This window comes from Phenylobacterium sp. (assembly GCF_041916435.1).
In the GTDB taxonomy this organism is placed as follows: Bacteria; Pseudomonadota; Alphaproteobacteria; order Caulobacterales; family Caulobacteraceae; genus Phenylobacterium.
Genome location: NZ_JAYRZM010000007.1, coordinates 320819 through 346257 on the forward strand (window position 1 = coordinate 320819; position 25439 = coordinate 346257).

21 protein-coding genes and 3 tRNA genes are annotated in these 25439 nt (G+C 67.5%); 19 read left to right on the forward strand and 5 right to left on the reverse strand.

The annotated features are described in order from the left end of the window. Positions 1-7: 7 nt before the first annotated feature. The 3 genes from ACE3TA_RS20880 to rlmB all read right to left on the reverse strand — a co-directional run bounded on the left by ACE3TA_RS20880 (position 8) and on the right by rlmB (position 2934). Positions 8-754 carry a YjbE family putative metal transport protein gene (locus ACE3TA_RS20880; RefSeq protein WP_374576269.1) on the reverse strand — a complete coding sequence of 249 codons (747 nt, stop codon included), beginning with the start codon at positions 752-754 and terminating at the stop codon, positions 8-10. A 76-nt stretch (positions 755-830) separates the two neighbouring features. Next, the gene (locus ACE3TA_RS20885; RefSeq protein WP_374576270.1) at positions 831-2021 is read right to left on the reverse strand and encodes a hypothetical protein; all 1191 of its coding nucleotides are present in this window, start codon (positions 2019-2021) and stop codon (positions 831-833) included. Positions 2022-2136: 115 nt separating this feature from the next. Continuing rightward, complete coding sequence (gene rlmB / locus ACE3TA_RS20890) at positions 2137-2934, reverse strand: 23S rRNA (guanosine(2251)-2'-O)-methyltransferase RlmB (protein WP_374576271.1); 798 nt, start codon at positions 2932-2934, stop codon at positions 2137-2139. A 136-nt stretch (positions 2935-3070) separates the two neighbouring features. Between rlmB and ACE3TA_RS20895 the strand changes: the two genes are divergently transcribed. The 9 genes from ACE3TA_RS20895 to ACE3TA_RS20935 all read left to right on the forward strand — a co-directional run bounded on the left by ACE3TA_RS20895 (position 3071) and on the right by ACE3TA_RS20935 (position 8433). Continuing rightward, positions 3071-3156: transfer RNA gene (locus tag ACE3TA_RS20895), tRNA-Tyr, on the forward strand. Between the two features lie 44 nt (positions 3157-3200). Further along, a tRNA-Gly gene (locus ACE3TA_RS20900) sits at positions 3201-3274 on the forward strand. 47 nt (positions 3275-3321) lie between these two features. Then, entirely contained in the window at positions 3322-4512 is a 1191-nt protein-coding gene (gene tuf / locus ACE3TA_RS20905; RefSeq protein WP_374576272.1) for an elongation factor Tu, read from the forward strand. Positions 4513-4775: 263 nt separating this feature from the next. Next, a tRNA-Trp gene (locus ACE3TA_RS20910) sits at positions 4776-4851 on the forward strand. A 65-nt stretch (positions 4852-4916) separates the two neighbouring features. Then, positions 4917-5222, forward strand: a complete 306-nt coding sequence (gene secE, locus ACE3TA_RS20915; RefSeq protein ID WP_374576273.1) for a preprotein translocase subunit SecE — start codon at positions 4917-4919, stop codon at positions 5220-5222. 7 nt (positions 5223-5229) lie between these two features. Then, positions 5230-5793, forward strand: coding sequence for a transcription termination/antitermination protein NusG (gene nusG, locus ACE3TA_RS20920; RefSeq protein ID WP_374576274.1), 564 nt, complete (start codon positions 5230-5232; stop codon positions 5791-5793). 152 nt (positions 5794-5945) lie between these two features. Then, positions 5946-6377, forward strand: coding sequence for a 50S ribosomal protein L11 (gene rplK, locus ACE3TA_RS20925; RefSeq protein ID WP_374576275.1), 432 nt, complete (start codon positions 5946-5948; stop codon positions 6375-6377). A gap of 4 nt (positions 6378-6381) precedes the next feature. Next, positions 6382-7071 (forward strand): 50S ribosomal protein L1, encoded by a 690-nt coding sequence (gene rplA, locus ACE3TA_RS20930; RefSeq protein ID WP_374576276.1) that lies wholly within the window; start codon positions 6382-6384, stop codon positions 7069-7071. Positions 7072-7236: 165 nt separating this feature from the next. After that, a complete protein-coding gene (locus ACE3TA_RS20935) occupies positions 7237-8433 on the forward strand; it encodes an acetyl-CoA C-acetyltransferase (protein WP_374576277.1) in 1197 nt (398 codons plus the stop codon). On the opposite strand, the gene ACE3TA_RS20940 is transcribed toward ACE3TA_RS20935, so the two are convergent. Further along, positions 8430-9041 carry a 2-hydroxychromene-2-carboxylate isomerase gene (locus ACE3TA_RS20940; RefSeq protein WP_374576278.1) on the reverse strand — a complete coding sequence of 204 codons (612 nt, stop codon included), beginning with the start codon at positions 9039-9041 and terminating at the stop codon, positions 8430-8432. The two genes, ACE3TA_RS20935 and ACE3TA_RS20940, sit on opposite strands and share 4 nt — an antisense overlap. 57 nt (positions 9042-9098) lie before the next feature. Here ACE3TA_RS20940 and ACE3TA_RS20945 point away from each other — a divergent pair, with 57 nt between their 5' ends. From ACE3TA_RS20945 to ACE3TA_RS20970, 6 genes are all read left to right on the forward strand, one after another. After that, positions 9099-9923 carry an enoyl-CoA hydratase-related protein gene (locus ACE3TA_RS20945; RefSeq protein ID WP_374576279.1) on the forward strand — a complete coding sequence of 275 codons (825 nt, stop codon included), beginning with the start codon at positions 9099-9101 and terminating at the stop codon, positions 9921-9923. Positions 9924-10249: 326 nt separating this feature from the next. After that, a complete protein-coding gene (gene rplJ, locus ACE3TA_RS20950; protein WP_374576280.1) occupies positions 10250-10765 on the forward strand; it encodes a 50S ribosomal protein L10 in 516 nt (171 codons plus the stop codon). 48 nt (positions 10766-10813) lie between these two features. After that, a complete protein-coding gene (gene rplL / locus ACE3TA_RS20955) occupies positions 10814-11200 on the forward strand; it encodes a 50S ribosomal protein L7/L12 (RefSeq protein WP_374576281.1) in 387 nt (128 codons plus the stop codon). Positions 11201-11562: 362 nt separating this feature from the next. Next, entirely contained in the window at positions 11563-15633 is a 4071-nt protein-coding gene (gene rpoB / locus ACE3TA_RS20960) for a DNA-directed RNA polymerase subunit beta (protein WP_374576282.1), read from the forward strand. Positions 15634-15722: 89 nt separating this feature from the next. Next, complete coding sequence (gene rpoC / locus ACE3TA_RS20965; RefSeq protein WP_374576283.1) at positions 15723-19919, forward strand: DNA-directed RNA polymerase subunit beta'; 4197 nt, start codon at positions 15723-15725, stop codon at positions 19917-19919. A 175-nt stretch (positions 19920-20094) separates the two neighbouring features. Further along, on the forward strand, positions 20095-21201 hold the full coding sequence (locus tag ACE3TA_RS20970) for a ferritin-like domain-containing protein (RefSeq protein ID WP_374576284.1): 1107 nt from the start codon (positions 20095-20097) through the stop codon (positions 21199-21201). 71 nt (positions 21202-21272) lie between these two features. On the opposite strand, the gene ACE3TA_RS20975 is transcribed toward ACE3TA_RS20970, so the two are convergent. Continuing rightward, a complete protein-coding gene (locus ACE3TA_RS20975; RefSeq protein ID WP_374576285.1) occupies positions 21273-21887 on the reverse strand; it encodes a hypothetical protein in 615 nt (204 codons plus the stop codon). 334 nt (positions 21888-22221) lie between these two features. Here ACE3TA_RS20975 and rpsL point away from each other — a divergent pair, with 334 nt between their 5' ends. The 4 genes from rpsL to ACE3TA_RS20995 all read left to right on the forward strand — a co-directional run. Next, positions 22222-22593, forward strand: a complete 372-nt coding sequence (gene rpsL, locus ACE3TA_RS20980; RefSeq protein WP_091738989.1) for a 30S ribosomal protein S12 — start codon at positions 22222-22224, stop codon at positions 22591-22593. 12 nt (positions 22594-22605) lie between these two features. Next, complete coding sequence (gene rpsG / locus ACE3TA_RS20985) at positions 22606-23079, forward strand: 30S ribosomal protein S7 (protein ID WP_374576286.1); 474 nt, start codon at positions 22606-22608, stop codon at positions 23077-23079. A gap of 101 nt (positions 23080-23180) precedes the next feature. Next, positions 23181-25259, forward strand: coding sequence for an elongation factor G (gene fusA, locus ACE3TA_RS20990; protein ID WP_374576287.1), 2079 nt, complete (start codon positions 23181-23183; stop codon positions 25257-25259). Between the two features lie 53 nt (positions 25260-25312). Next, a partial coding sequence (locus tag ACE3TA_RS20995) for a GTP-binding protein (RefSeq protein WP_374576293.1) occupies positions 25313-25439 on the forward strand: 127 nt, incomplete at its 3' end.

Genomic DNA, 25439 nt, shown 5'->3' on the forward strand with positions numbered 1-25439 from the left:
TGCGAGCCTAGCGGCGCGAGTCGCGCCGTTCGGTCACCTCGCCCGGCGTGATCGCCAACGCCTCGGGAACGGCGGCGTTGTACTGGCTGGTGCGGTCAAGGTCGATCACCACCGCGCGGTGACCCTCCCAGATCATGTGCAGCGCTACGTAGAAGACAATCGCCAGGCCGATATAGCCCAGCCAGCGCCAGCGATGCAGCAGCTTGGCGATCCAGCTCGCGGCCACGCCCATCAGGGTGATCGAGATCAGCAGGCCGGCCACCAGCACCTGCGGATGGCGCCGCGCCGCGCCGGCCACGGCCAGCACGTTGTCCAGGCTCATGGTCAGGTCGGCGATCAGGATCTGCAGCATCGCCTGGCCGATGGTCTTGGCCTTGGGCGCGAGCTTGGGCGCGGCGCCGATGGTCACGCCGGTGGCGTCGGCGAGCGCGGCCTCGCCCTCGGCGGCGTCCTCGCGGCCGTCTTCGCGCAGCTCGCGCCACATCTTCCAGCACACCCACAGCAGCAGGCAGCCGCCGCCGAGCAGCAGGCCGACGAGTTGCAGGAGCTGCACGGTGATCAGGGCGAAGCCGATCAGCATGGCCACCGCCGCGGCCAGCCCCAGCACGATGGCCTTGCGCCGCTGAGCCGCCGGCAGTCCCGCCGCCGCCAGCCCCACCGCCACGGCGTTGTCGCCGGCCAGGGCCAGGTCGATCATGATGACTTGCACGAAGGTGGTCGCAGCGCCGAGCGCGGAGGCGGGAAGCATGCTCATCGCCCGCTCTTTGCGCGAGCCGCGCGCATCCGGCAAGAGCGGGAAGGACGCACGCGCGGCCTCGTGCTCACGCAGGTCAGGATGCGGTCGGTTCGGGCTCCTGCGCGGGCGCGGCCTTGGATTCGTCCTCGGAGAACGCTTCGGCCGCCTGCTTGCGCTGGCGGCGTTCGGCCTCGGCGCGGCGGCGGTCCTTGTGGTTGCGCCACACCCCGGCGAGCACCAGCACGGCCATGAGGATGAGGATGATCGCCAGCGCCCATTTGGCCTGGGTCTGCCCCTGGGCCGAGGCCGGCTTGGCGGAAGGCGGGGCGGGCGTGCGCTCCAGGGCCGCCAGGCTGAAGGTCTGGGCCTTGCCGTCTCCGGTGAGCGCCAGGTCGGCCTCGGCCTTCAGCGCCTTGGCGGCGGCGCCCTCGCCGGGCGTCACGCGCCAGTTGAAGATGATTTCCTGGTCGGCCTTGAGCGGCAGGGTGATCGGCCCCTCAGGTTCGATCTTGTAGCCGTCGCCCGAGAGTTTGGCGCTGACCTCCGCCGTGCGGGCGGCCGCATCCAGGCCGAGCTTGGCGGCCTCGGCCTTCAGGCGGGCGAGCAGGTTCGCCGGCAGGCGCAGGTCCACGCCGCCGGGCTTGCCCTGGGTCACCGCCTCGGCGACCGCGAGCTTGGCGCCGGCCGCCCCGTCCGGGGCCGCGAGCGCGCCTTGCAGCGCGGCGAGCTTGGGGTCCGCCGGCGGCGTGAGCGGCAGGGCGTGGTCGAACGGCGACTGCGGCGCCTTGGCCAGCGCGGCCGGGGCGGGCGGCGGCGCCTGGCCCGTCTGCGCCGGCGTAGCGCTGACCAGCGGCGGCGGCGGCGTGACCGCCTGCGCCGTGACCCGCATGGAGCCGGAGCGGCTGACGCGGCCCTTGACGCGGGCGCGGCGGTGGACCGGCGGCGCCGCCTGCGCAGGCTCGTCGGGGATGGTCTTCATCGTCGAGACCACCACGCCGTCGGGACGGCGGAAATGGAGCGTGGCCGAGGCCGGGGCGCCGCCCTCGGCGCCGGCGGCGGGCGGCCCGCCCAGCAGGCCGGTCTCGTCGGCGGGCTTGGCCGCTTCGGAGGTCTCTCCGCCCAGCAGGTGCGGCGGCGGCGCCTGCTCATAGGTCTGCGGCGCGGGCTGGGGCGTGGGATTGATCGCCCTGGTGCAGGCGGCCAGCGCCAGCGTCGCGCCCAGGACGGCGATTCGGATCGTCGCGGGCGTCGGCGCAGGGGGGCGCAGCGCGGCGCAGGTCGTCATCTGGTTCGCTCTCCGCTCGCTCGCAGACTCAAGGTCGGCGCTCCCCCCGGCGAACAAGACCATGCCGCGCCGCCGAAATCAAAAGCCCGCTTCCGTCCAGGCGTGCAGCTTCGCGTCAGGGGCGAATCTTCGACGCGGCGTAGAGCGCGACCGCGGCGGCGGCGGAGACGTTGAGGCTCTCGAACTCGCCCGGCATGGGAATTCGCGCCAGGGCGTCGCAATGCTCGGCCACCAGCCGGCGCAGGCCCTCGCCCTCGGAGCCGAGCACCAGCACCGTGGGCGAGCCGTCGAGCACGTCCTCCAGGTCGGCCTCGGCCGAGCCGTCCAGGCCCACGGCGCGCCAGCCGGCGTCCGCCAGGGCCTCCAGGGCGCGCGACAGGTTCACCACGTGCGCGGTCGGCACGGCGTCGACGGCGCCGACGGCGGCCTTGGCCAGGGCGCCGGCCAGCTTGGGCGCATGCCGGTCCTGCAGGATCAGGCCCCTGGCGCCGAACGCGGCGGCCGAGCGCAGGATCGCGCCCACGTTCTGCGGATCGGTCACCTGGTCGAGCATCACCAGCACGGCGCCGGGCTCGGCGGCGAAGTCGGAGAGCTCGACCGATTCCAGCGCCTCGACCTGCATGGCCACGCCCTGGTGGACCGCGCCCTGCGGCAGGCGCTGGGCGATGGCGTGGTTGTCGCACACCTCCAGGCCGGGCAGGGGGCCGAATCGGCGCTCGATCTCCCGCGCGCGCTCGGCGGTGGCCAGCAGTTTGCGCGGCTGGGCGCGGCGCGGATTGGCCAGGGCGGCGGCCACGGCGTGCCAGCCCCACAACCAGTCGTCGGACACGGCTTCCGTGCGTCTCGGGAAGCGGCCGCCGGGCCTCTGATTTTTCCCGCGCCGGGCGTCGTTGCGTTCGCTGTGGGACGACACTATAAGACGCGCTCCTTTCGGGGCCCGGTTCGATTTCCCGTCCCGTCTGCGTTCAGGCGACCTGCGCTTTAGCACTGGTCGCGGCCGTGGGCGGAGGGGTTTTTGCTTCGGGCGCCGACCAGGCTCTGAGCGCGTTGGGGGAATGTCCCGAGCGGCAAAGGGGGCGGACTGTAAATCCGCTGGCGTACGCCTTCGTAGGTTCGAGTCCTACTTCCCCCACCACGCGCCGGAACGAACGAGGAGATTAGCGGCGATCCCGCGCTCTGGCGGGTATAGCACAATGGTAGTGCAGCAGCCTTCCAAGCTGAGGATGCGGGTTCGATTCCCGCTACCCGCTCCAACCCAACCCCGCATTTCAAGTTTTAGGACAACGCCGGCAGGACCACGATGGCCAAAGAGAAGTTTGAACGGAACAAGCCGCACTGCAACATTGGCACGATTGGTCACGTGGACCACGGCAAGACGACGCTGACGGCGGCGATCACGATGACGCTTGCGAAGACGGGCGGCGCGACGGCGAAGAAGTACGACGAGATCGACGCGGCTCCTGAAGAGAAGGCGCGCGGGATCACGATCAACACGGCTCACGTGGAGTACGAGACGGCTGACCGTCACTACGCCCACGTGGACTGCCCCGGGCACGCCGACTACGTGAAGAACATGATCACGGGCGCGGCGCAGATGGACGGCGCGATCCTGGTGGTTTCGGCGGCGGACGGCCCGATGCCGCAGACGCGCGAGCACATCCTTCTGGCGCGCCAAGTGGGCGTTCCGGCGCTGGTGGTGTTCATGAACAAGGTCGACATGGTCGACGACGAGGAGCTGCTGGACCTGGTGGAGATGGAAGTTCGCGAACTTCTGTCGAGCTACCAGTTCCCGGGCGACGACATCCCGATCGTGAAGGGCTCGGCTCTGGCGGCGGTCGAAGGGCGTGACCCGGCGATCGGCGAGGACCGGATCCTCGAGCTGATGACGGCGGTGGACACCTACATCCCGCAGCCGGAGCGTCCGGTGGACCTTCCGTTCCTGATGCCGGTGGAAGACGTGTTCTCGATCTCGGGCCGCGGCACGGTGGTGACGGGCCGGATCGAGAAGGGGATCGTCAAGGTCGGCGACGAAGTCGAGATCGTCGGCATCCGTCCGGTTCAGAAGACGACCTGCACGGGCGTTGAGATGTTCCGCAAGCTTCTGGACCAGGGCCAGGCGGGCGACAACGTGGGCGTTCTGCTGCGCGGCACCAAGCGCGAGGACGTGGAGCGGGGCCAGGTGCTCTGCAAGCCGGGCTCGATCACGCCGCACACCAAGTTCGTGGCCGAGGCCTACATCCTGACGAAGGAAGAGGGCGGCCGCCACACGCCGTTCTTCACCAACTACCGTCCTCAGTTCTATTTCCGCACGACCGACGTGACGGGGATCATCAAGCTGAAGGAAGGCGTCGAGATGATCATGCCGGGCGACAACGCCGAGCTGGACGTGGAACTGATCACGCCGATCGCGATGGACCAGGGCCTGCGCTTCGCGATCCGCGAAGGCGGCCGCACGGTTGGCGCGGGCGTCGTGGCCAAGATCGTCGAGTAAGCTCGACGAACCTCCGGCTCCCCCCAAGGGAGCCGACCAGACAGATCTGGCCGCCCAGGGAAACCCGGGCGGCCTTTTCTGTGGGCCGGCCGGCCGCGCGGCGTTCGCCCTTGAAATGGCCGGCGGATTGCGTCATACGCCTGCGTCCTACCCGACATCGTTGGAGTTTGCTTTTATAACCGCCGCAGCGCGGACGATCGGCGCTCAGCGCCAAGTCCTCGAACGACGGGAAGGCAGGCGACAGCGGTCGGTTGGGTGCGCGTAGGAGTGTAGCTCAGCTGGTAGAGCATCGGTCTCCAAAACCGAGGGCCGGGGGTTCGAGTCCCTCCACTCCTGCCATCCTATATGAGTGCGTGTGATCCCATCGGGCCGAGCCCGAGCTTTGAGAGAGTCGTAGAGCCGAGATGGCCAGGAAACCGGGTTCGACCCCGCAAGCCATGAAGAGCCGCGCCGCCAAGACGGCCGCGGTCATGTCGCCTGGCTCGACGCTGGCTCAGGCCGAGCCCAAGAAGCGCACGAGCCCGGCGCAGTTCCTCAAGGAAGTGCGGGCCGAAGCGCGCAAGATCACCTGGACCACGCGCAAGGAGACCTGGATCACCTCGGTGATGGTCGGGATCATGGTGGTGATCGCGGCGCTGTTCTTCTGGGTCGTGGACTGGGTGCTGGGCATGGGCATGTCGCTCTTCCTGCAGCTCACGAACGCGGGGTAATGCCGAAATGAACGCCGAAGCCGCCACCGCCGCCAATCCGCGCCACAAGTGGTACATCGTCCACGCCTACTCGAACTTCGAGAAGAAGGTCGCCGAGGCGATCCGTGAGCAGGCTCACGCCCAGGGGCTGGACGACGCCTTCTCTGAAATCCTGGTGCCGACCGAGAACGTGGTGGAGATCCGCCGCGGCCGGAAGGTGGACGCCGAGCGCAAGTACTTCCCCGGCTACGTGCTGGTGAAGATGGACCTCACCGACGAGGCCTATCACCTGGTCAAGAACACGCCCAAGGTGACCGGCTTCCTGGGCTCCGGCTCCAAGCCGATGCCGGTGTCGGAGAAGGAAGTCTCCCGGATCATCGGCGCCATCGAGGAAGGCGTCGAGCGGCCCAAGCCGACCATCAGCTTCGAGATCGGCGAGCAGGTGCGCGTCACCGACGGCCCGTTCGCCAGCTTCAACGGCTCGGTGGAGCAGGTCGACGAGGAACGCGCCCGCCTGCGCGTGACGGTGTCCATCTTCGGACGCGCCACGCCGGTGGAACTGGAATACGGACAGGTCGAGAAGATCGCCTGATCCGCCACGGTTGCGGACGCAAGCCATTGCTGGTAGAGGCGCGCCCTTCGCGGGCGCGTCTGCGTTCGCGACGTCAAATCCGTGGGAGGGGGCGGCCAGCCTAACCCCGCACCACGGCTCAGCCGACCGGACGTCCGGTCAAAGAGGAGAAGATGGCCAAGAAGATTCTGGGCTACATCAAGCTGCAGGTGCCCGCCGGCTCCGCCACGCCTTCGCCGCCCATCGGGCCGGCGCTCGGCCAGCGCGGCGTCAACATCATGGGCTTCTGCAAGGAGTTCAACGCCCGCACCGAAAAGGAACAGAAGGGCACGCCCCTGCCGACGGTGATCACCGTCTACCAGGACAAGTCGTTCACCTTCATCACCAAGACCCCGCCGGCCAGCTACTACATCAAGCAGGCCCTGGGGCTTAAGTCCGGCGCGTCCAAGACCGGCCGCGAGACCGTCGGCAAGATCACCCGCACGCAACTGCGCGAGATCGCCGAGAAGAAGATGAAGGACCTGAACGCCAACGACGTGGAGGCGGCGTCCCGCATCATCGAAGGTTCCGCCCGCTCCATGGGCCTCGAGATCGTGGAGGCGTAAGGACATGCCCAAGCAACCCAAGCGCATCCAGGCCTGGACCGGTGACCGCAACGCCGTCCACGCCGTCGAAGAAGCCGTCAAGCTGGTCAAGACCAACGCCAAGGCCAAGTTCGACGAGAGCATCGAGATCGCCGTCAACCTGGGCGTCGACCCGCGTCACGCCGACCAGCAGGTCCGCGGCGTGGTGAACCTGCCGTCCGGCACCGGCCGCGACGTGCGCGTCGCCGTCTTCGCCAAGGACGCCAAGGCCGCCGAGGCCACCGCCGCCGGGGCCGACATCGTCGGCGCCGAGGATCTGGTGGAACGCATCCAGGGCGGGTTCATGGAATTCGACCGCGTGATCGCCAGCCCCGACATGATGGCCCTCGTCGGCCGTCTGGGTAAGGTGCTGGGCCCGCGCGGCCTGATGCCGAACCCGCGCGTCGGCACGGTGACGCCCAACGTCGGCCAGGCCGTGAAGGACGCCAAGGGCGGGGCCATCGAGTTCCGCACCGAGAAGACCGGCATCATCCACGCCGGCATCGGCAAGGCGAGCTTCACCGAAGACGCCATCCTGGCCAACGTGCGCGCCGTGGTCGACGCGCTCAACAAGGCCAAGCCCTCCGGCGCCAAGGGCACCTACATCAAGCGCATCAGCCTGTCCTCGACGATGGGTCCGGGCTTCAAGGTGGACACGACCTCGGTCGGCGCCTGAGCCCACGAAGGCTTGAAACTTTGAGAGGGGAGCGACGGCGACGTCGCTCCCCTTTTTCATTGGCCCCTTTTCATTGGCCCCGGCCGCCTTCGCTTTGGCCGCGCGCTTGACCAACGGCGCGTCAACGGCCACTGACTCGCCGCGTCAATCGCCGGAGAACGCCCCATGAAACGCGCCGCCATCGTCTCGCCGATCCGCACCCCGGTCGGAAAGTTCCTGGGCAGCTTGTCGAGCGTCACCGCCGGCGAACTGGGCGCGACGATCCTGAAGGCGCTGGTCGCGCGCACGGGCATCGATCCGATGCAGGTGGACGACGTGATCTTCGCCCAGGGCTACGGCAGCGGCGAGGCGCCGTGCATCGCCCGCTGGTCGGCCCTGGCGGCGGGCTTTCCCATCGAGATTCCCGGCTACCAGCTCGACCGGCGCTGCGGCTCGGGCCTGCAGGCCGTGGTCGACGCGGCGATGATGGTGCAGACCGGCGCGGCCGACGTGGTCATCGCCGGGGGCGTGGAGAGCATGTCCAACGTCGAGTACTACACCACCGACATGCGCGCCGGCGCGCGGGCCGGTTCGGTCACCCTGCACGACCGCTTGGCGCGCGGCCGGGTGATGAGCCAGCCGATCGAGCGCTTCGGCGTGATCAGCGGCATGATCGAGACCGCCGACAACCTGGCCCGCGACTATCAGATCAGCCGCGAGGAATGCGACGAATACGCCGCCATGAGCCACCAGCGGGCGGCCAAGGCGTGGGAAGAAGGCAAGTTCGACGACGAGCTGGTGCCGGTCCCGGTCAAGCAGCGCAAGGGCGATCCGGTCGTCTTCGCCAAGGACGAGGGCGTGCGCGCCGACGCCACGCCCGAGAGCCTGGGCAAGCTGAAGGCCATCGAGAAGGACGGCGTGGTCACCGCCGGCAACGCCAGCCAGCAGAACGACGCGGCCGCCGCCTGCCTGGTGGTGTCGGAGGACAAGCTGGCCGAGCTCGGCCTGGAGCCCATGGGCTGGTTCGTCGGCTGGGCCGCGGCCGGCTGCGATCCCTCGCGCATGGGCATCGGCCCGGTGCCGGCCGTGAAGCGCCTGTTCGACCGCACCGGCATGTCCTGGGACGACATCGACCTCGTCGAGCTCAACGAAGCCTTCGCGCCCCAGGTGCTGGCGGTGCTCAAGGGCTGGGGCTGGGACGAGCGCGACCGGCTGAACGTCAACGGCTCGGGCATCTCGCTGGGCCACCCGATCGGCGCCACCGGCGGGCGGATTCTCGCCAACCTGCTGCGCGAGCTGAAGCGCCGCGGCGGCCGCTACGGCCTGGAGACCATGTGCATCGGCGGCGGCCAGGGCATCGCGGCGGTGTTCGAGGCGGCCTAGCCCCCCGCCTTCCGCCGCTCGATCGCCGCCCGCACCAGGGGTAGGCGGTCATTGCCGAAGTACATGTCCTGGCCGTCCACGAAGATCGTCGGCGAGCCGAAGCCGCCGCGGGCGATCAGCTCCTCGGTGTTGGCGCGCAGGGCGTCCTTGATCGGCTGTTCGGCGATGGCGGCGAAGAGGGCAGGGGGGGCCACCCCGACCCGCTCGCAAAGCTCGGCGACCACCTCGTCGCGGGAAATGTCCTTGTCCTCGCCCCAATAGGCTTCGAAGGCGGCGGTGGCGAAGGCCGCGAGCTTGCCCTCGGGCTCCAGCGCCAGGCACGCGCGCATCACCTTGACGCTGTTCACCGGAAAGACGCTGGGCGGCATCCCGATCTTCAAGCCCGCTAGGCGCGCCCAGTCCTGAAGGTCCTTCAGCATATAGGCCGCCTTGGCCGGCACAGGCGTCCTGCGGGCCTCGTAGACGCTGGGATTGACGGTGTTGAACACGCCGCCCACCAGGAACGGCCGCCACCTGATCGCCACGTCCAACTCGGCCGCCATCGGCTGGATGTTGTGGAACGCCAGGTAGGTCCACGGGCTGGAGCAGTCGAAGAAGAATTCGATCATGGGCAAAGCCTAGCCCGGCCGCCATGATGACGAAAAGCGCGATGCAGGAGGACGCCGGTGGAGCTGAAGGCCACACGCTACGAAGTGAAGGACGGGATTGCGGTCGTCACCCTGGCCCGCCCCAAGCGGCGCAACGCCTGGACCGGGCGCATGCACACCGAATACCGCTGGATTCTCGACCAGGCCGACCATGACCCGGCCGTGCGCGTCATCGTCGTCACCGGCGATCCGGAAGGGCAGGCCTTCTGCGCCGGCGCCGACCTCGGCGCGCTGGAGGGGCACTCCGAGAAGGGCCGCTACGATCCGGGCACGGCCGAGGACATCGCCATGCCGGGCTACGGCGTCGATCCGGCCTTCGACGCCACCTTCGCCTACCATTTCGGGATCGCGAAGCCCGTGATCGCGGCGATCAACGGGGCTGCGGCGGGCGTCGGGCTGGTGCTGGCGGCCTTCGCCGACCTGCGCTTCGCCGTCCGGGGCGCCAAGTTCACCGCCGCGCACGGCCGCTTCAACTTCCCGGCCGAGTTCGGCCTGTCCTGGATCCTGCCGCGTATCGTCGGCCTGACCCACGCCAACGACATCCTGCTCTCCAGCCGCGTGTTCACCGCCGAGGAGGCGATGGCCATGGGCTTCCTCAACCGCCTCTTGCCGGCCGACGAGCTGATGGACGCGGTGATGGCCTATGCGCGCAACCTCGCCGACGGGGTCTCGCCCGGCTCGGCCCGCGAGACCAAGCGGCAGATCTACCGCGACCTGCACCGCGACGCGGCCAGCGCCGTGATGGAGGCCGAGAGCCTCTTGGAGTCCATGATCAAGCAGCCCGACTACAAGGAGGGCGTGAAGGCCTGGACCGAAAAGCGCAAGGCGAACTGGACCGGTTGAGTTTCGCGGCGGCCTCCTGTATAGGCCGCGCCTTCAAGAGTTTCGCCTCTCCGCCTGGGGAGGCGGGGTGGGGAAGGCGTTCGCGCTTTCCCATCCTGTCCGAGAACTGCGGGGTCCTGGGGTCGCCAGGGCCTTAATCCGGGGAAGGCCTTCCTCGACCGCCGGGAGACGGGAAGATGAGGTTTCGCCGTCCGGCCGTCCATCGGCGCGGGCGTGGAGACTGCGGCTTCTCAAGGACAGGCTGATCCTTCGCGCCGGATTTCCGGGGCGAACGATCGTTTGCGGCCTCCGGATGGTCCGGGGGTCGAACTGAGTAGGAGACCGCAATGGACCGCGCTCAAAAGCAGGAATCGATCGAAGCGCTCAAGGGCGTCTTCGCCGAGGCCGGCGCCGTGGTCGTGACCCACAACCTGGGTCTGACCGTTGCGGAAATGACGGATCTGCGTGGCAAGCTGCGCGAGCAGGGCGCCACGCTGAAGGTGGTCAAGAACACCCTGGCCCAGAAGGCCCTGGACGGTTCGGTCGGCGAGGCGGGCGACGCCCTGTTCGTCGGTCCGGTCGCCATCGCCTATGCGCCTGATCCCGTCTCGGCCGCCAAGGTCGTGACGGACTACGCCAAGGGCAACGAGAAGTTCACGATCGTCGGCGGCCTGATGGGCCAGCAGGTTCTGGACAAGGCGGGCGTCTCGGCGCTGGCCACCCTGCCTTCGCTGGACCAGCTCCGCGGCAAGATCATCGGCCTTCTGCAGGCCCCGGCCACCAAGGTCGCCGGCGTGCTTCAGGCTCCGGCCGGCCAACTGGCTCGCGTGTTCAACGCCTACGCGACCAAAGACGCCGCCTGACCCGTCATCTTCCCCGACACCACATCTTACCTCTAAGGACACATCATCATGTCGAAGCTCGAAAAGCTGGTCGAAGACCTCTCCGCCCTGACCGTGCTGGAAGCCGCTGAGCTCTCCAAGCTGCTCGAAGAAAAGTGGGGCGTCTCCGCCGCCGCTCCGGTGGCCATGGCCGCCATGCCCGGCGCCGGCGCCGCCGCTCCGGCCGAAGCCGCCGAAGAGCAAACCGAATTCACCGTCGTGCTGACCGCCGGCGGCGACAAGAAGATCAACGTGATCAAGGAAGTCCGCGCCGTCCGTCCGGACCTCGGTCTGAAGGAAGCCAAGGACCTCGTCGAAGGCGCCCCGCAGAACGTCAAGGAAAACATCTCCAAGCAGGAAGCCGAAGAGATCAAGAAGAAGCTCGAAGAAGCCGGCGCCTCCGTCCAGGTCAAGTGATCTGGGCTGCGTCAGCAGCTTTGAATTTCCGAAGGGCCGGGGAGCGATCCCCGGCCCTTTTTCGTTCGGCGCGCCTGCACGGGTCGTCCGGGACGTCGCGCGGAAAAATTCTGTGCAAAAGGACTTGGCTTCCGCTTGCAAAGCGCCTATCTCGCGTGCTTCGCGAAATTTTCGTCGAGACGCGATTCGTCGCGCGTGCAAGCTCCGAGGCATGGCCCGCCGCCCTCCGGCCGTGCGAAGGAGCGCCCCTGACGAGACAGGGGCTTTCCGCGTCCTCCTCCCGCAAGGGAGGCCGAGGGTGGACGCAGGATGCAAACGATCAGCGCCGGAAGTCCAGCTTCCGCGCGCGCTAAGGGAAAAATATGGCGCAGTCCTTCACTGGCAAGAAGCGGATCCGGAAGTCGTTCGGCCGCATCCCTGAGGCCGTCCAGATGCCGAACCTGATCGAGGTTCAGCGGTCGTCCTACGAACAGTTCCTGCAGCGCGAAGTCCGGCCCGCCGAGCGCCGGGACGAGGGCATCGAGGCGGTCTTCAAGTCCGTCTTCCCGATCAAGGATTTCAACGAGCGCGCCGTGCTCGAGTACGTCTCCTACGAGTTCGAGGAGCCGAAGTACGACGTCGAGGAATGCGTCCAGCGCGACATGACCTTCGCCGCGCCGCTGAAGGTGAAGCTGCGCCTGATCGTCTTTGAAACCGATGAGGAAACCGGCGCTCGCTCCGTGAAGGACATCAAGGAGCAGGACGTCTACATGGGCGACATCCCGCTCATGACGGAGAAGGGCACCTTCATCGTCAACGGGACCCAGCGCGTCATCGTCTCCCAGATGCACCGCTCCCCGGGCGTCTTCTTCGACCACGACAAGGGCAAGACCCACGCCTCGGGCAAGCTCCTGTTCGCCGCCCGCGTCATTCCCTACCGCGGCTCCTGGCTGGACTTCGAGTTCGACGCCAAGGACATCGTGTTCGTGCGCATCGACCGGCGCCGCAAGCTGCCGGCCACCACCTTCCTGATGGCGCTGGGCATGGACGGCGAGGAAATCCTCTCGACGTTCTACGACGCCGTTCCCTTCGAGAAGCGCGAAGGCGGCTGGGCCACGCCCTACAAGCCCGAGCGCTGGCGCGGCGTGAAGCCGGAGTTCGCCCTGATCGACGCCGACACCGGCGAGGAGATCGCCCCGGCCGGCCAGAAGATCTCGGCGCGCAACGCCAAGCGCTTCGCCGACAACGGCCTGAAGACGCTGCTGCTGGCGCCCGAGGCGCTCACCGGCCGCTACCTGGCCAGCGACCTCGTCAACATGCAGACCGGCGAGATCTACGCCGAAGCCGGCGACGAGCTGGACGCGCCGCTGCTGGCCTCGCTCGAGGAGCAGGGCTTCTCCACCCTGAACGTCCTCGACATCGATGACGTCTCGGTGGGGCCGTACATGCGCAACACCCTGCGCGTGGACAAGAACACCGCCCGCGAAGACGCCCTGTTCGACATCTACCGGGTGATGCGTCCGGGCGAGCCGCCGACGGTCGAAGCGGCCGAGGCGATGTTCAAGTCGCTGTTCTTCGATTCCGAACGCTACGACCTCAGCTCGGTCGGCCGCGTGAAGATGAACATGCGCCTGGAGCTGGACTGCCCCGACGACGTGCGCGTGGTCCGCAAGGACGACGTGCTGGCGGTGCTGAAGACCCTGGTCGGCCTGCGCGACGGCCGCGGCGAGATCGACGACATCGACAACCTGGGCAACCGCCGGGTCCGCTCGGTGGGCGAGCTCCTGGAGAACCAGTACCGCGTCGGCCTGCTGCGCATGGAGCGGGCGATCAAGGAGCGCATGAGCTCGGTCGATATCGACACGGTCATGCCGCACGACCTGATCAACGCCAAGCCGGCGGCCGCGGCCGTGCGGGAGTTCTTCGGCTCCTCGCAGCTGTCGCAGTTCATGGACCAGACCAACCCGCTGTCGGAGATCACCCACAAGCGCCGCCTGTCGGCCCTTGGCCCGGGCGGTCTGACCCGCGAGCGCGCCGGCTTCGAGGTGCGCGACGTGCACCCGACGCACTACGGCCGGATCTGCCCGATCGAGACGCCGGAAGGCCCGAACATCGGCCTGATCAACTCGCTGGCCACCCACGCGGTGGTGAACAAGTACGGCTTCATCGAAAGCCCGTACCGGCGGATCAAGGACGGCAAGACCACCGACGAGGTGGTCTACATGTCGGCGATGGAAGAGGCCAAGCACGTCATCGCCCAGGCCAACATCGAGCTGAAGGACGGCGAGATCGTCGGCGAGTTGGTCCCCGGCCGGGTGAACGGCGAGCCCTCGCTGCTGCCCAAGGACACCGTCGACCTGATGGACGTGTCGCCCAAGCAGGTCGTCTCCGTCGCCGCCTCGCTGATCCCGTTCCTTGAGAACGACGACGCCAACCGCGCCCTGATGGGCTCGAACATGCAGAAGCAGGCCGTGCCGCTGATCCAGTCGGACGCCCCGCTCGTGGGCACCGGCATGGAGGCCATCGTGGCGGTGGACTCCGGCGCCGTGGTGGTGGCCCGCCGCTCCGGCGTGGTCGAGCAGATCGACGGCACCCGCATCGTCGTGCGCGCGACGGAAGAGACCGACCCCACCAAGCCGGGCGTCGACATCTACCGCCTGCAGAAGTTCCAGCGCTCCAACACCTCCACCTGCATCAACCAGCGTCCGCTGGTGCGGGTGGGCGACAAGATCGCGGCCGGCGACGTCATCGCCGACGGCCCGTCCACGGAGCTGGGCGAGCTGGCCCTGGGCCGCAACACGCTCGTCGCGTTCATGCCCTGGAACGGCTACAACTTCGAAGACTCGATCCTGATCTCCGAGCGCATCGTGCGCGATGACGTCTTCACCTCGATCCACATCGAGGAGTTCGAGGTCATGGCCCGCGACACCAAGCTGGGCCCGGAAGAGATCACCCGCGACATCCCCAACGTCGGCGAGGAAGCCCTGCGCAACCTCGACGAAGCGGGCATCGTGGCGATCGGCGCCGAGGTGATGCCGGGCGACATCCTGGTCGGCAAGGTCACGCCGAAGGGCGAAAGCCCGATGACGCCGGAAGAAAAGCTCCTGCGCGCCATCTTCGGCGAAAAGGCCTCCGACGTGCGCGACACGTCCCTGCGCCTGCCGCCGGGCGTGGCCGGCACGATCGTGGAAGTGCGCGTGTTCAACCGTCACGGCGTCGACAAGGACGAGCGCGCCCTGGCCATCGAGCGCGCCGAGATCGACCGCCTGGGCAAGGACCGCGACGACGAGTTCGCCATCCTGAACCGCAACATGACCGCGCGTCTGCGCCAGCTTCTGGTCGGCAAGACCGCCGTCTCCGGGCCCAAGGGCCTGGGCCGCGGCGAGATCTCCCTGGAGAAGCTGGAGGAGATCGCCCCCGGCCTGTGGTGGCAGATCGCCCTGGACGACGAGAAGGCCATGGGCGAGCTGGAGGCTCTGCGCCGCCAGTTCGACGAGGCCCGCAAGCGTCTGGACCGCCGCTTCGAGGACAAGGTCGACAAGCTGCAGCGCGGCGACGAGCTGCCCCCCGGCGTGATGAAGATGGTCAAGGTGTTCGTGGCGGTGAAGCGCAAGCTGCAGCCGGGCGACAAGATGGCCGGCCGTCACGGCAACAAGGGGGTCATCTCCAAGATCCTGCCGATCGAGGACATGCCCTACCTGGAGGACGGCACCAACGTCGACATCGTGCTGAACCCGCTGGGCGTGCCTTCGCGGATGAACGTCGGCCAGATCTTCGAGACCCACCTCGGCTGGGCCGCCGCCGGCCTCGGCCGTGAAGTGGCCGCGATGCTGGAGGCCTGGCAGAACGGCGGGCAGCGTCAGGCGCTGATCGACCACCTGACCGAGGTCTACGGCCCGCAGGAAGAGCTGCCGGAGAGCGACGAAGAGCTCGTCGAGCTGTGCCGCAACCTCGCCAAGGGCGTGCCCTTCGCCACCCCGGTGTTCGACGGGGCGCACATCGGCGACATCGAGGACCTGCTCGAACGGGCGGGCCTCGACCGGTCCGGTCAGTCGTACCTCTACGACGGCCAGACCGGGGAGCGGTTCAAGCGTCCGGTCACGGTCGGCTACATCTACATGCTGAAGCTGCACCACCTGGTGGACGACAAGATCCACGCCCGTTCGATCGGCCCCTACAGCCTGGTCACCCAGCAGCCGCTGGGCGGCAAGGCCCAGTTCGGCGGTCAGCGCTTCGGGGAAATGGAGGTCTGGGCCCTGGAAGCCTACGGCGCCGCCTACACCCTGCAGGAGATGCTGACGGTGAAGTCCGACGACGTGGCCGGCCGGACCAAGGTCTACGAGTCCATCGTCCGCGGCGACGACACCTTCGAGGCCGGCATTCCGGAAAGCTTCAACGTGCTGGTCAAGGAGATGCGTTCTCTGGGCCTGAACGTGGAGCTGGAGAACAGCTGATCGCGGCCTAGCCGACCGAGCCATGCGAGGGGAGGGGCCGTCAGCTCCTCCCGCTTCGCCACCGAAATTTCTGACGAACTGGATATCCGATGAACCAGGAAGTCCTGAACATCTTCAATCCGGTCCAGGCCGCTCCGACCTTCGACCGCATCCGTATCGCGCTGGCGAGCCCCGAAAAGATCCGTTCGTGGTCCTTCGGCGAGATCAAGAAGCCCGAGACGATCAACTACCGCACGTTCAAGCCCGAGCGTGACGGCCTGTTCTGCGCCCGCATCTTCGGTCCGACCAAGGACTACGAGTGCCTGTGCGGCAAGTACAAGCGCATGAAGTACAAGGGCATCATCTGCGAGAAGTGCGGCGTCGAGGTCACCCTCGCGCGCGTCCGCCGCGAGCGGATGGGCCACATCGAGCTGGCCAGCCCCGTCGCCCACATCTGGTTCCTGAAGAGCCTGCCGTCCCGCATCTCGATGATGCTGGACATGGCGCTGAAGGACATCGAGCGCGTGCTCTACTTCGAGCACTACATCGTCACCGAGCCGGGCCTGACCCCGCTGAAGCAGCACCAGCTGCTCTCGGAAGACGACTACATGCGCTACCAGGAGGAGTTCGGCGACGACAGCTTCACCGCCGAGATCGGCGCCGAGGCGGTCCAGGGCCTGCTCAGGGCCATCGACCTGAACAAGGAGGCCGAGAAGCTTCGCGAGGAGCTGCTCACCACCACCTCGGAAATGAAGCTCAAGAAGGCGTCCAAGCGCCTGAAGCTGATCGAGAGCTTCATCGAGTCGAACAACAAGCCCGAGTGGATGATCCTGTCGGTCATCCCGGTGATCCCGCCCGAGCTGCGCCCGCTGGTGCCGCTGGACGGCGGCCGTTTCGCCACCTCGGACCTGAACGACCTCTACCGTCGGGTGATCAACCGCAACAACCGCCTGAAGCGCCTGATCGAGCTGCGCGCGCCGGACATCATCATCCGCAACGAAAAGCGGATGCTGCAGGAAGCCGTCGACGCCCTGTTCGACAACGGCCGCCGCGGCCGGGTGATCACCGGCGCCAACAAGCGTCCGCTGAAGTCGCTCGCCGACATGCTCAAGGGCAAGCAGGGCCGGTTCCGCCAGAACCTGCTCGGCAAGCGCGTGGACTACTCGGGCCGTTCGGTCATCGTGGTGGGCCCGGAGCTGAAGCTGCATGAGTGCGGCCTGCCCAAGAAGATGGCGCTGGAGCTGTTCAAGCCGTTCATCTACGCGCGGCTGGACGCCAAGGGCCTGTCGGGCACCGTCAAGCAGTCCAAGCGCATGGTGGAGCGCGAGCAGCCGGCGGTCTGGGACATCCTGGACGAGGTGATCCGCGAGCACCCGGTGCTCCTGAACCGCGCCCCGACCCTGCACCGCCTGGGCATCCAGGCGTTCGAGCCCAAGCTGATCGAAGGCAAGGCGATCCAGCTTCACCCGCTGGTCTGCGCAGCCTTCAACGCCGACTTCGACGGCGACCAGATGGCCGTGCACGTGCCGCTTTCGCTGGAAGCCCAGCTCGAAGCGCGCGTCCTGATGATGTCGACGAACAACATCCTGTCGCCCGCCAACGGCCGGCCGATCATCGTGCCGTCGCAGGATATCGTTCTGGGGCTCTACTACCTGTCGCTGGCCAAGGACAACGAGCCCGGCGAGGGCAAGCTGTTCGGCGACCTGGCCGAGATCGACCGCGCGCTGGACGCGGGCGCGGTGACCCTGCACTCCAAGGTCAAGGCCCGCTACACCGAGATGAACGCCGAGGGCGAGCTCGTCACCAAGGTGATCGACACCACGCCCGGCCGGATGAAGATCGCCGCGCTGTTCCCGCAGCACCCGGCGGTCGGCCATCGCCTTCTGGAGAAGAACCTCACCAAGAAGGAGATCGGCAACCTCATCGACACGGTCTATCGGCACTGCGGCCAGAAGGCGACGGTCATCTTCGCCGACCAGATGATGGGCCTGGGCTTCCGCGAGGCGGCCAAGGCGGGGATCTCCTTCGGCAAGGACGACATCGTCATCCCGGCCCGCAAGGCGCCGATCGTCGAAGAGACCCGCAAGCTGGTCGAGGAGTATGAGCAGCAGTACGCCGACGGCCTGATCACCAAGGGTGAGAAGTACAACAAGGTCGTCGACGCCTGGGCCAAGGCCACCGACCGCGTGGCCGACGAGATGATGGCCGAAATCTCCAGCGCTCCGGTGGACCCGGACACGGGCCGCCAGGCGGAGATCAACTCCATCTACATGATGGCCAACTCCGGCGCCCGCGGCTCGCAGGCCCAGATGAAACAGCTTGGCGGGATGCGCGGCCTGATGGCCAAGCCCTCCGGCGAGATCATCGAAACGCCGATCATCTCCAACTTCAAGGAAGGCCTGACCGTCCAGGAGTACTTCAACTCCACCCACGGCGCCCGTAAGGGCCTGGCCGACACCGCGCTGAAGACCGCCAACTCGGGTTACCTGACCCGCCGTCTGGTGGACGTGGCGCAGGACTGCATCATTACCGAGGAAGACTGCGGCACCACGCGGGGCATCACCCTGCGCGCCGTGGTGGAAGGCGGCGACGTGCTGGTCTCGCTGGGCGCCCGGGTGCTGGGCCGCTTCGCGGCCGAGGACATCAAGGATCCGGCCACCAACGAGGTGATCATCCCGGCCGACACCTATCTCGACGAGAACATGGTCGACGCCATCGAGGCGGCGGCCGTGACCTCGGTGAAGGTGCGCTCGGTGCTGACCTGCGAGGCCAAGATCGGCGTCTGCGGCGCCTGCTACGGCCGCGACTTGGCGCGCGGCACGCCGGTGAACATCGGCGAGGCCGTGGGCGTCATCGCCGCCCAGTCGATCGGCGAGCCGGGCACCCAGCTGACGATGCGGACCTTCCACATCGGCGGCACCGCCCAGGTGGCCGAGCAGTCGTTCTTCGAAAGCGCCAACAACGGCGTGGTGAAGATCAGCGGCGGCAACACCGTGATGGCGGCCGACGGCGAGCTGGTGTGCATGAGCCGCAACCTGCAGATCACCGTCCAGGTCGACGGCAAGGAGCGCGAGTCCTACAAGCCGCCCTACGGGGCGCGCCTGAAGGTCAAGGACGGCGACACCATCAAGCGTGGCGCGCGCCTGGCCGAATGGGACCCCTACACGACCCCGATCATCACCGAAGTGGGCGGCCGCGTCCGCTTCGAGGACCTGGTCGAGAACGTGTCGGTGCGCGAGGAAGCCGACGAGGCGACCGGCATCTCCAACCGCGTGGTCATCGACTGGCGCGCCTCCACCAAGGGCTCGGACCTGCGTCCGGCCATGGCCGTGGTCGACGAGACCGGCGCCTACAAGCGCCTGTCCAACGGCGGCGAGGCCCGCTACCTGCTGCCGGTGGGCGCCATCCTGTCGATCGGCGACGGCGACGAGGTGAAGCCCGGCGAAGTCATGGCCCGGATGCCTACCGAAAGCGCCAAGACCCGGGACATCACCGGCGGTCTGCCGCGGGTGGCCGAACTCTTCGAGGCGCGCCGTCCGAAGGACTGCGCGGTCATCGCCGAGATGGACGGCCGGGTCGAGTTCGGTCGGGACTACAAGAACAAGCGCCGGATCAAGATCACGCCGGAGGACGGCGGCGAGGCGGTCGAGTTCCTGATCCCGAAGGGCAAGCACATCGCGGTCCACGACGGGGACATCATCCGCAAGGGCGAATACCTCATCGACGGCAACCCGGATCCGCACGACATCCTGCGCATCCAGGGCATCGAGGCGCTGGCCGACTTCCTGGTCAATGAGATCCAGGAGGTCTACCGGCTGCAAGGCGTGCCGATCAACGACAAGCACATCGAGACGATCGTCCGTCAGATGCTGCAGAAGGTCGAAATCCTCGAGCCCGGCGACACCGGGCTGCTCAAGGGCGACCATCTCGACAAGGTCGAGGTGGACGAGGAGAACGCCAAGACCGAAGCCCGCGGCGGTCGTCCGGCCGTGCTTCAGCCGGTGCTGCTCGGCATCACCAAGGCCTCGCTGCAGACGCGCAGCTTCATCTCCGCAGCCTCGTTCCAGGAGACGACGCGCGTGCTGACCGAGGCCTCGGTGCAGGGCAAGTCCGACACCCTGGAGGGCCTGAAGGAGAACGTGATCGTGGGTCGCCTGATCCCGGCGGGCACGGGCTCCTACCTGCGCACCCTGCAGCGCATCGCCGCCAAGCGCGACGAGGCCCTGACCGCGAGCCGCGAAGAGGCCATGGAGCCGCTTCCGGACGTGATCGCCCAGGAGGCCGCCGGCGAGCAGGTGGAGGTCTGATCCTCCGCCCGCGAGGCGAAACAAGCAGACGGCCCGGGAGCGATCCCGGGCCGTTTTGCTATCCGGCGGGGGCGGAAAGAACGGCCGATTTGATCTGAGTCAAAGATGACGCCTGCGTCATCTTTATGGTGGTGTCCAACCGGCGGTTCCGCCGGATCAGGGAAGGAAGACCGCCATGCTGCACGTTCAAGTGGTCAAGGGACCGCCTACGGAAGTCCAGTATTTCGACGAGGACGAACTGGCCAAGCGCCTGACCGACCACGACGTCGAAACCATCCGCGAAATCTTCAAGACGCCGCTGACCGGCTCGTACAACTGGGACTACGAGAACGCCAACTCGAAGATCCGGCGGCTCTACGAGCTCGGCAAGCGCTTCAACTGGAACGTCGAGCTCGACGTCGACTGGAGCCAGCCCTATCCGAAGGAGGAGGCCGACTCCGAGGGCCCCGAGGGCTTCGCCAGCCATCCCAAGTGGGCCAAGCTGACGCCCGAGCAGCGGATCGAGTTCCAGCGGCGCACCACGGCCCAGACGCTGTCGCAGTTCCTGCACGGCGAGCAGGGCGCGCTCCTGGTGGCCTCGCAGCTCGTGAGCTGCGCGCCGACCCATGACGCCAAGCTCTACGCCGCCTCCCAAACCTTCGACGAAGCCCGCCACGTGGAGGTGTTCCACCGCTACCTGATGGAGCGGTGCCACATGATCTATCCGATCAATCCGAGCCTGAAGTTCCTGCTCGACAAGGTGCTCACCGACGAGCGCTGGGACCTGAAGTTCATCGGCATGCAGGTGCTGATCGAGGGCCTGGCGCTGGCGGCCTTCCAGACGATCCACCAGACCACTCACGATCCGCTGCTGCGCGACATCGTCGGGCTCGTCATGCGCGACGAGGGCCGCCACGTGGCCTTCGGCGTGAACTACCTCGAAGACTGGATCCGGGCCCTGCCGCCCGAGGAGATCGAGGAGCGCGCCCAGTTCGCCTACGAGGCCTGCGTGGTGATGCGCAACCGGCTGGTCTCCACCACGGTGGCCCAGGAGTTCGGCTTCACCGAGGAGGAGGCGTTGGAGATCAACAACGCCAGCCAGGGCGGCCGGGCGTTCCGCACCTTCCTCTTCGAACGCATGATCCCGAACCTGAAGCGGGTCGGCCTGCTGACCGACAAGATCCGCCCGAAGTTCGAGGAACTGGGCGTGCTGCAGTTCGAAAACCTGAAACACGACGGCGCCATCGACTGGGCCACCCTGGAAGCGCCCCTGACCGCCGGCGGGCACGTGATCGCCGCCTGAGGCGGCCGCCCAGCCCATCGCAAGCTCCCCCTTAGCCCTGGCGCCCCTCCGCGCCGGGGCTTTTTTTGCGCCTAGCAGGCGCCGTGGCGCAGCTTGGGGACGTAGCCCAGGCCCGGAATGCCGCTGTCGGAGGGCTCCAGCCCGGGGGGCATGCCTTGCCGGTACTTGCGGCAGTTCGCCTTGGCTTCGGCCGCCTCGTCGAAGGCGGCCTGCTTCTCCTTGGAGAGCGGGGCGGGGAAGAAGGGGGCGTCCTTGGCGCCCGCGCCCAGGCGCTCCAGGCAGCGGTCCTGGGCGCGCTTGTCCAGGCGCAGGGCCTTGGCGTCGGCGCAGCCCGGCGCGCCGTTCCTCAGGGCGTTGCGCACCGCCTCGTCCAGCGCCGCCGGCGCCGCGGCCGCGGCGGGCGCGGGGGAGGGGATGAGGAGCGGGGCGACGGGCGCCGGTTCGTCGGGCCGCCGGGCCGGACGTATCTTCGGGGCGCGCGGCTTCGGCCGCTCCAGCGGCTTGGGCCGCGGCGCGGCCTTCGGCGGCGGCAGGAAGGCCGGCGCGATCTGCACCTGGAGGATTGGCGGCGGGGGAGGGATCTGCGGCGTCGAGCCCCTGGACAGGGCCAGGGCGGACAGGACCAGGACGTGGATCGCGGCCGAAACGGCCAGGAGGGCTGCGTGCAGCCGCCGCCGTTCGCGCATGTCGGATCATCCCTTGCCGAGCGTGCCGAAACTGCGTCGGCCAGGGCGGCGCTTTTGCGGCCTAGTCTGACGGCGGCCGTCAATGGCGTCGTAATTCGCCGCCGTTGACGCAGGGGCCCTTCGCGAGTATGAACCGCGCTCCTTTCGAGGCCGGGGATTCGTCCCCAGTCCCGATGAACCGGAAGTCCCTCCAAGGACATACCGCCCGCCGGAACGCAGCTTGGCGCGTGCCGGCGAGTTTTCGCGTTCAGACGGCGGCCTCGGAAATCGACGACAACAAGGACCCCGAGGCGCTTCGGCCACACGGCACACGCCTCATCGAGCAAGAGAATAGATGCCGACAGTCAACCAGCTCATCCGCAAGCCGCGTCAGGACAAACCGACGCGGAACAAGGTCCCGGCCCTGAAGGGCTGCCCGCAGCGCCGCGGCGTGTGCACGCGCGTCTACACGACGACGCCGAAGAAGCCGAACTCGGCTCTGCGGAAGGTCGCCAAGGTGCGCCTGACCACGGGCATCGAAGCGGTGTGCTACATCCCCGGCGAAGGCCATAACCTGCAGGAGCACTCGGTGGTGCTCATCCGCGGGGGCCGCGTGAAGGACCTTCCGGGCGTCCGCTACCACATCCTGCGCGGCGTGCTCGACACCCAAGGGGTCAAGGACCGCAAGCAGCGTCGTTCGCTCTACGGCGCCAAGCGTCCGAAGTAAGGAATATAAGACATGTCCCGCCGCCGCCGCGCCGAGAAACGTGAAGTCCTGCCCGATCCGAAGTTCGGGGACCTCGTCGTCACCAAGTTCATGAACTACGTGATGTACGAAGGCAAAAAAGCTGTCGCCGAGAACATCCTCTACGGCGCCTTCGACATCCTGGAAGCCAAGCGCAAGGACCAGGGCCCGCTGGAGACCTTCCACGCCGCCCTGGACAACGTTTCGCCCTCGATCGAAGTCCGCTCCCGCCGCGTCGGCGGCGCGACCTATCAGGTGCCCGTGGAAGTCCGCCCGGACCGCCGCCGCGCGCTGGCCATCCGCTGGCTGGTGAACGCCGCGCGCAACCGCGGTGAGAACACCATGACCGAGAAGCTGGCGGGCGAACTGCTCGACGCCTCCTCGAACCGTGGCGCCGCCGTCAAGAAGCGCGAAGACACCCACAAGATGGCGGAAGCCAACCGGGCGTTCTCGCACTACCGCTGGTAAGATCGATCATCCATCGCTTTCCGGCGCGGGCGGTTTGAGCTAAACCGCCCGCGCCGTTCGTTCAGCCGGCCCGAACGCCCCTTTTTGCAGAGCTTGCCGCTATGCCTCGCACGCACAAAATCGAAGACTACCGCAACTTCGGAATCATGGCCCACATCGACGCGGGCAAGACGACGACGACGGAGCGGATCCTCTACTACACCGGCAAGAGCCATAAGATCGGCGAAGTCCATGACGGCGCGGCCACCATGGACTGGATGGAGCAGGAGCAGGAGCGCGGCATCACCATCACGTCGGCCGCGACGACCGCGTTCTGGAACGGCAAGCGCCTGAACATCATCGACACCCCCGGGCACGTGGACTTCACCATCGAGGTGGAGCGCAGCTTGCGCGTGCTCGACGGCGCGGTGACCGTGCTCGACGGCAACGCCGGCGTGGAGCCGCAGACCGAGACCGTCTGGCGTCAGGCCGACAAGTACAAGGTTCCGCGGATCGTGTTCGTCAACAAGATGGACAAGCTCGGCGCCGACTTCGACAAGTCGGTGGAGTCCATCCGCGACCGCCTGGGCGCCAAGGCCGTGCCGATCCAACTGCCGATCGGCGCTGAATCGGCGCTGCGCGGCCTGGTCGACCTGGTGCGCATGAAGGCCGTGGTCTGGGACAATGACGGCCTGGGCGCGAACTACCGCGACGAAGAGATCCCGGCCGACCTGAAGGAAAAGGCCGAGGAAGCCCGCAACTACCTGATCGAGAACGCCGTCGAGCTCGACGACGACGCCATGGAAGCCTACCTGGGCGGCGAGGAGCCGTCGGAGGAAACCATCAAGGCCTGCCTGCGCAAGGCGGTGCTGACCGGCGCCTTCTACCCGATCCTCTGCGGCTCGGCGTTCAAGAACAAGGGCGTGCAGCCGCTGCTGGACGCCGTGGTCGACTACCTGCCGTCGCCGGTGGACATCCCGCCGACCAAGGGCATCGACTTCAAGACCGAGGCCGAGGTCGAGCGCAAGGCGTCCGACGACGAGCCGCTGTCGGTCCTGGCGTTCAAGATCATGGACGACCCCTTCGTGGGCTCGCTGACCTTCTGCCGTATCTACTCGGGCAAGCTGGAAAGCGGCATGAGCCTGATGAACTCGACGCGCGACAAGCGCGAGCGGGTCGGCCGCATGCTGCTCATGCACTCCAACAACCGCGAAGACATCAAGGAAGCCTACGCCGGCGACATCGTCGCCCTGGCCGGGTTGAAGGAGACCCGCACGGGCGACACCCTGTGCGATCCGAACAAGTCGCCGGTGATCCTGGAGCGCATGGAGTTCCCGGCGCCGGTGATCGAGATCGCCGTCGAGCCGAAGTCGAAGGCCGACCAGGAGAAGCTGGGCGTGGCGCTGGCCAAGCTGGCCGCCGAGGACCCGTCCTTCACCGTGTCGACCGACCACGAGTCCGGCCAGACCATCCTGAAGGGGATGGGCGAGCTGCACCTGGACATCAAGATCGACATCCTGAAGCGCACCTACAAGGTCGAGGCCAACATCGGCGCGCCGCAGGTGGCCTACCGCGAAAGCCTCGGCAAGCGCGCCGAGATCGACTACACGCACAAGAAGCAGACCGGCGGTACGGGCCAGTTCGCCCGCGTCAAGCTGGTGTTCGAGCCGGGCGAGCCGGGTTCGGGCTTCGTCTTCGAAAGTGCGATCGTCGGCGGCGCGGTGCCGAAGGAATATGTCCCCGGCGTCCAGAAGGGTCTGGAATCGGCCAAGGACAACGGCCTGTTGGCCGGCTTCCCGCTGATCGACTTCAAGGCGACCCTGATCGACGGGGCCTTCCACGACGTCGACTCCTCGGTGCTGGCCTTCGAAATCGCCTCGCGCGCGGCCTTCAAGGAACTGCGCGAGAAGGCGGCGCCGAAGCTGCTCGAGCCGATCATGGGCGTCGAGGTGGTCACCCCCGAGGAATATCTCGGCTCGGTGATCGGCGACCTGAACGGCCGCCGCGGGCAGATCCAGGGGCAGGACGTGCGCGGCAACGCCATCGTCATCAACGCCTTCGTCCCGCTGGCGAACATGTTCGGCTATGTGAACACCCTGCGCGGGATGTCTCAGGGCCGGGCTCAGTTCACCATGCAGTTCGATCACTACGACACGGTGCCGAGCCACGTCGCCGACGAAGTGATCAAGAAGTACGCCTAACCGTTTTCCATCCCTAGTTAAGAGGACAAGCCCAAACAGGGCTGGAGCTTGAAATGGCCAAAGAGAAGTTTGAACGGAACAAGCCGCACTGCAACATTGGCACGATTGGTCACGTGGACCACGGCAAGACGACGCTGACGGCGGCGATCACGATGACGCTTGCGAAGACGGGCGGCGCGA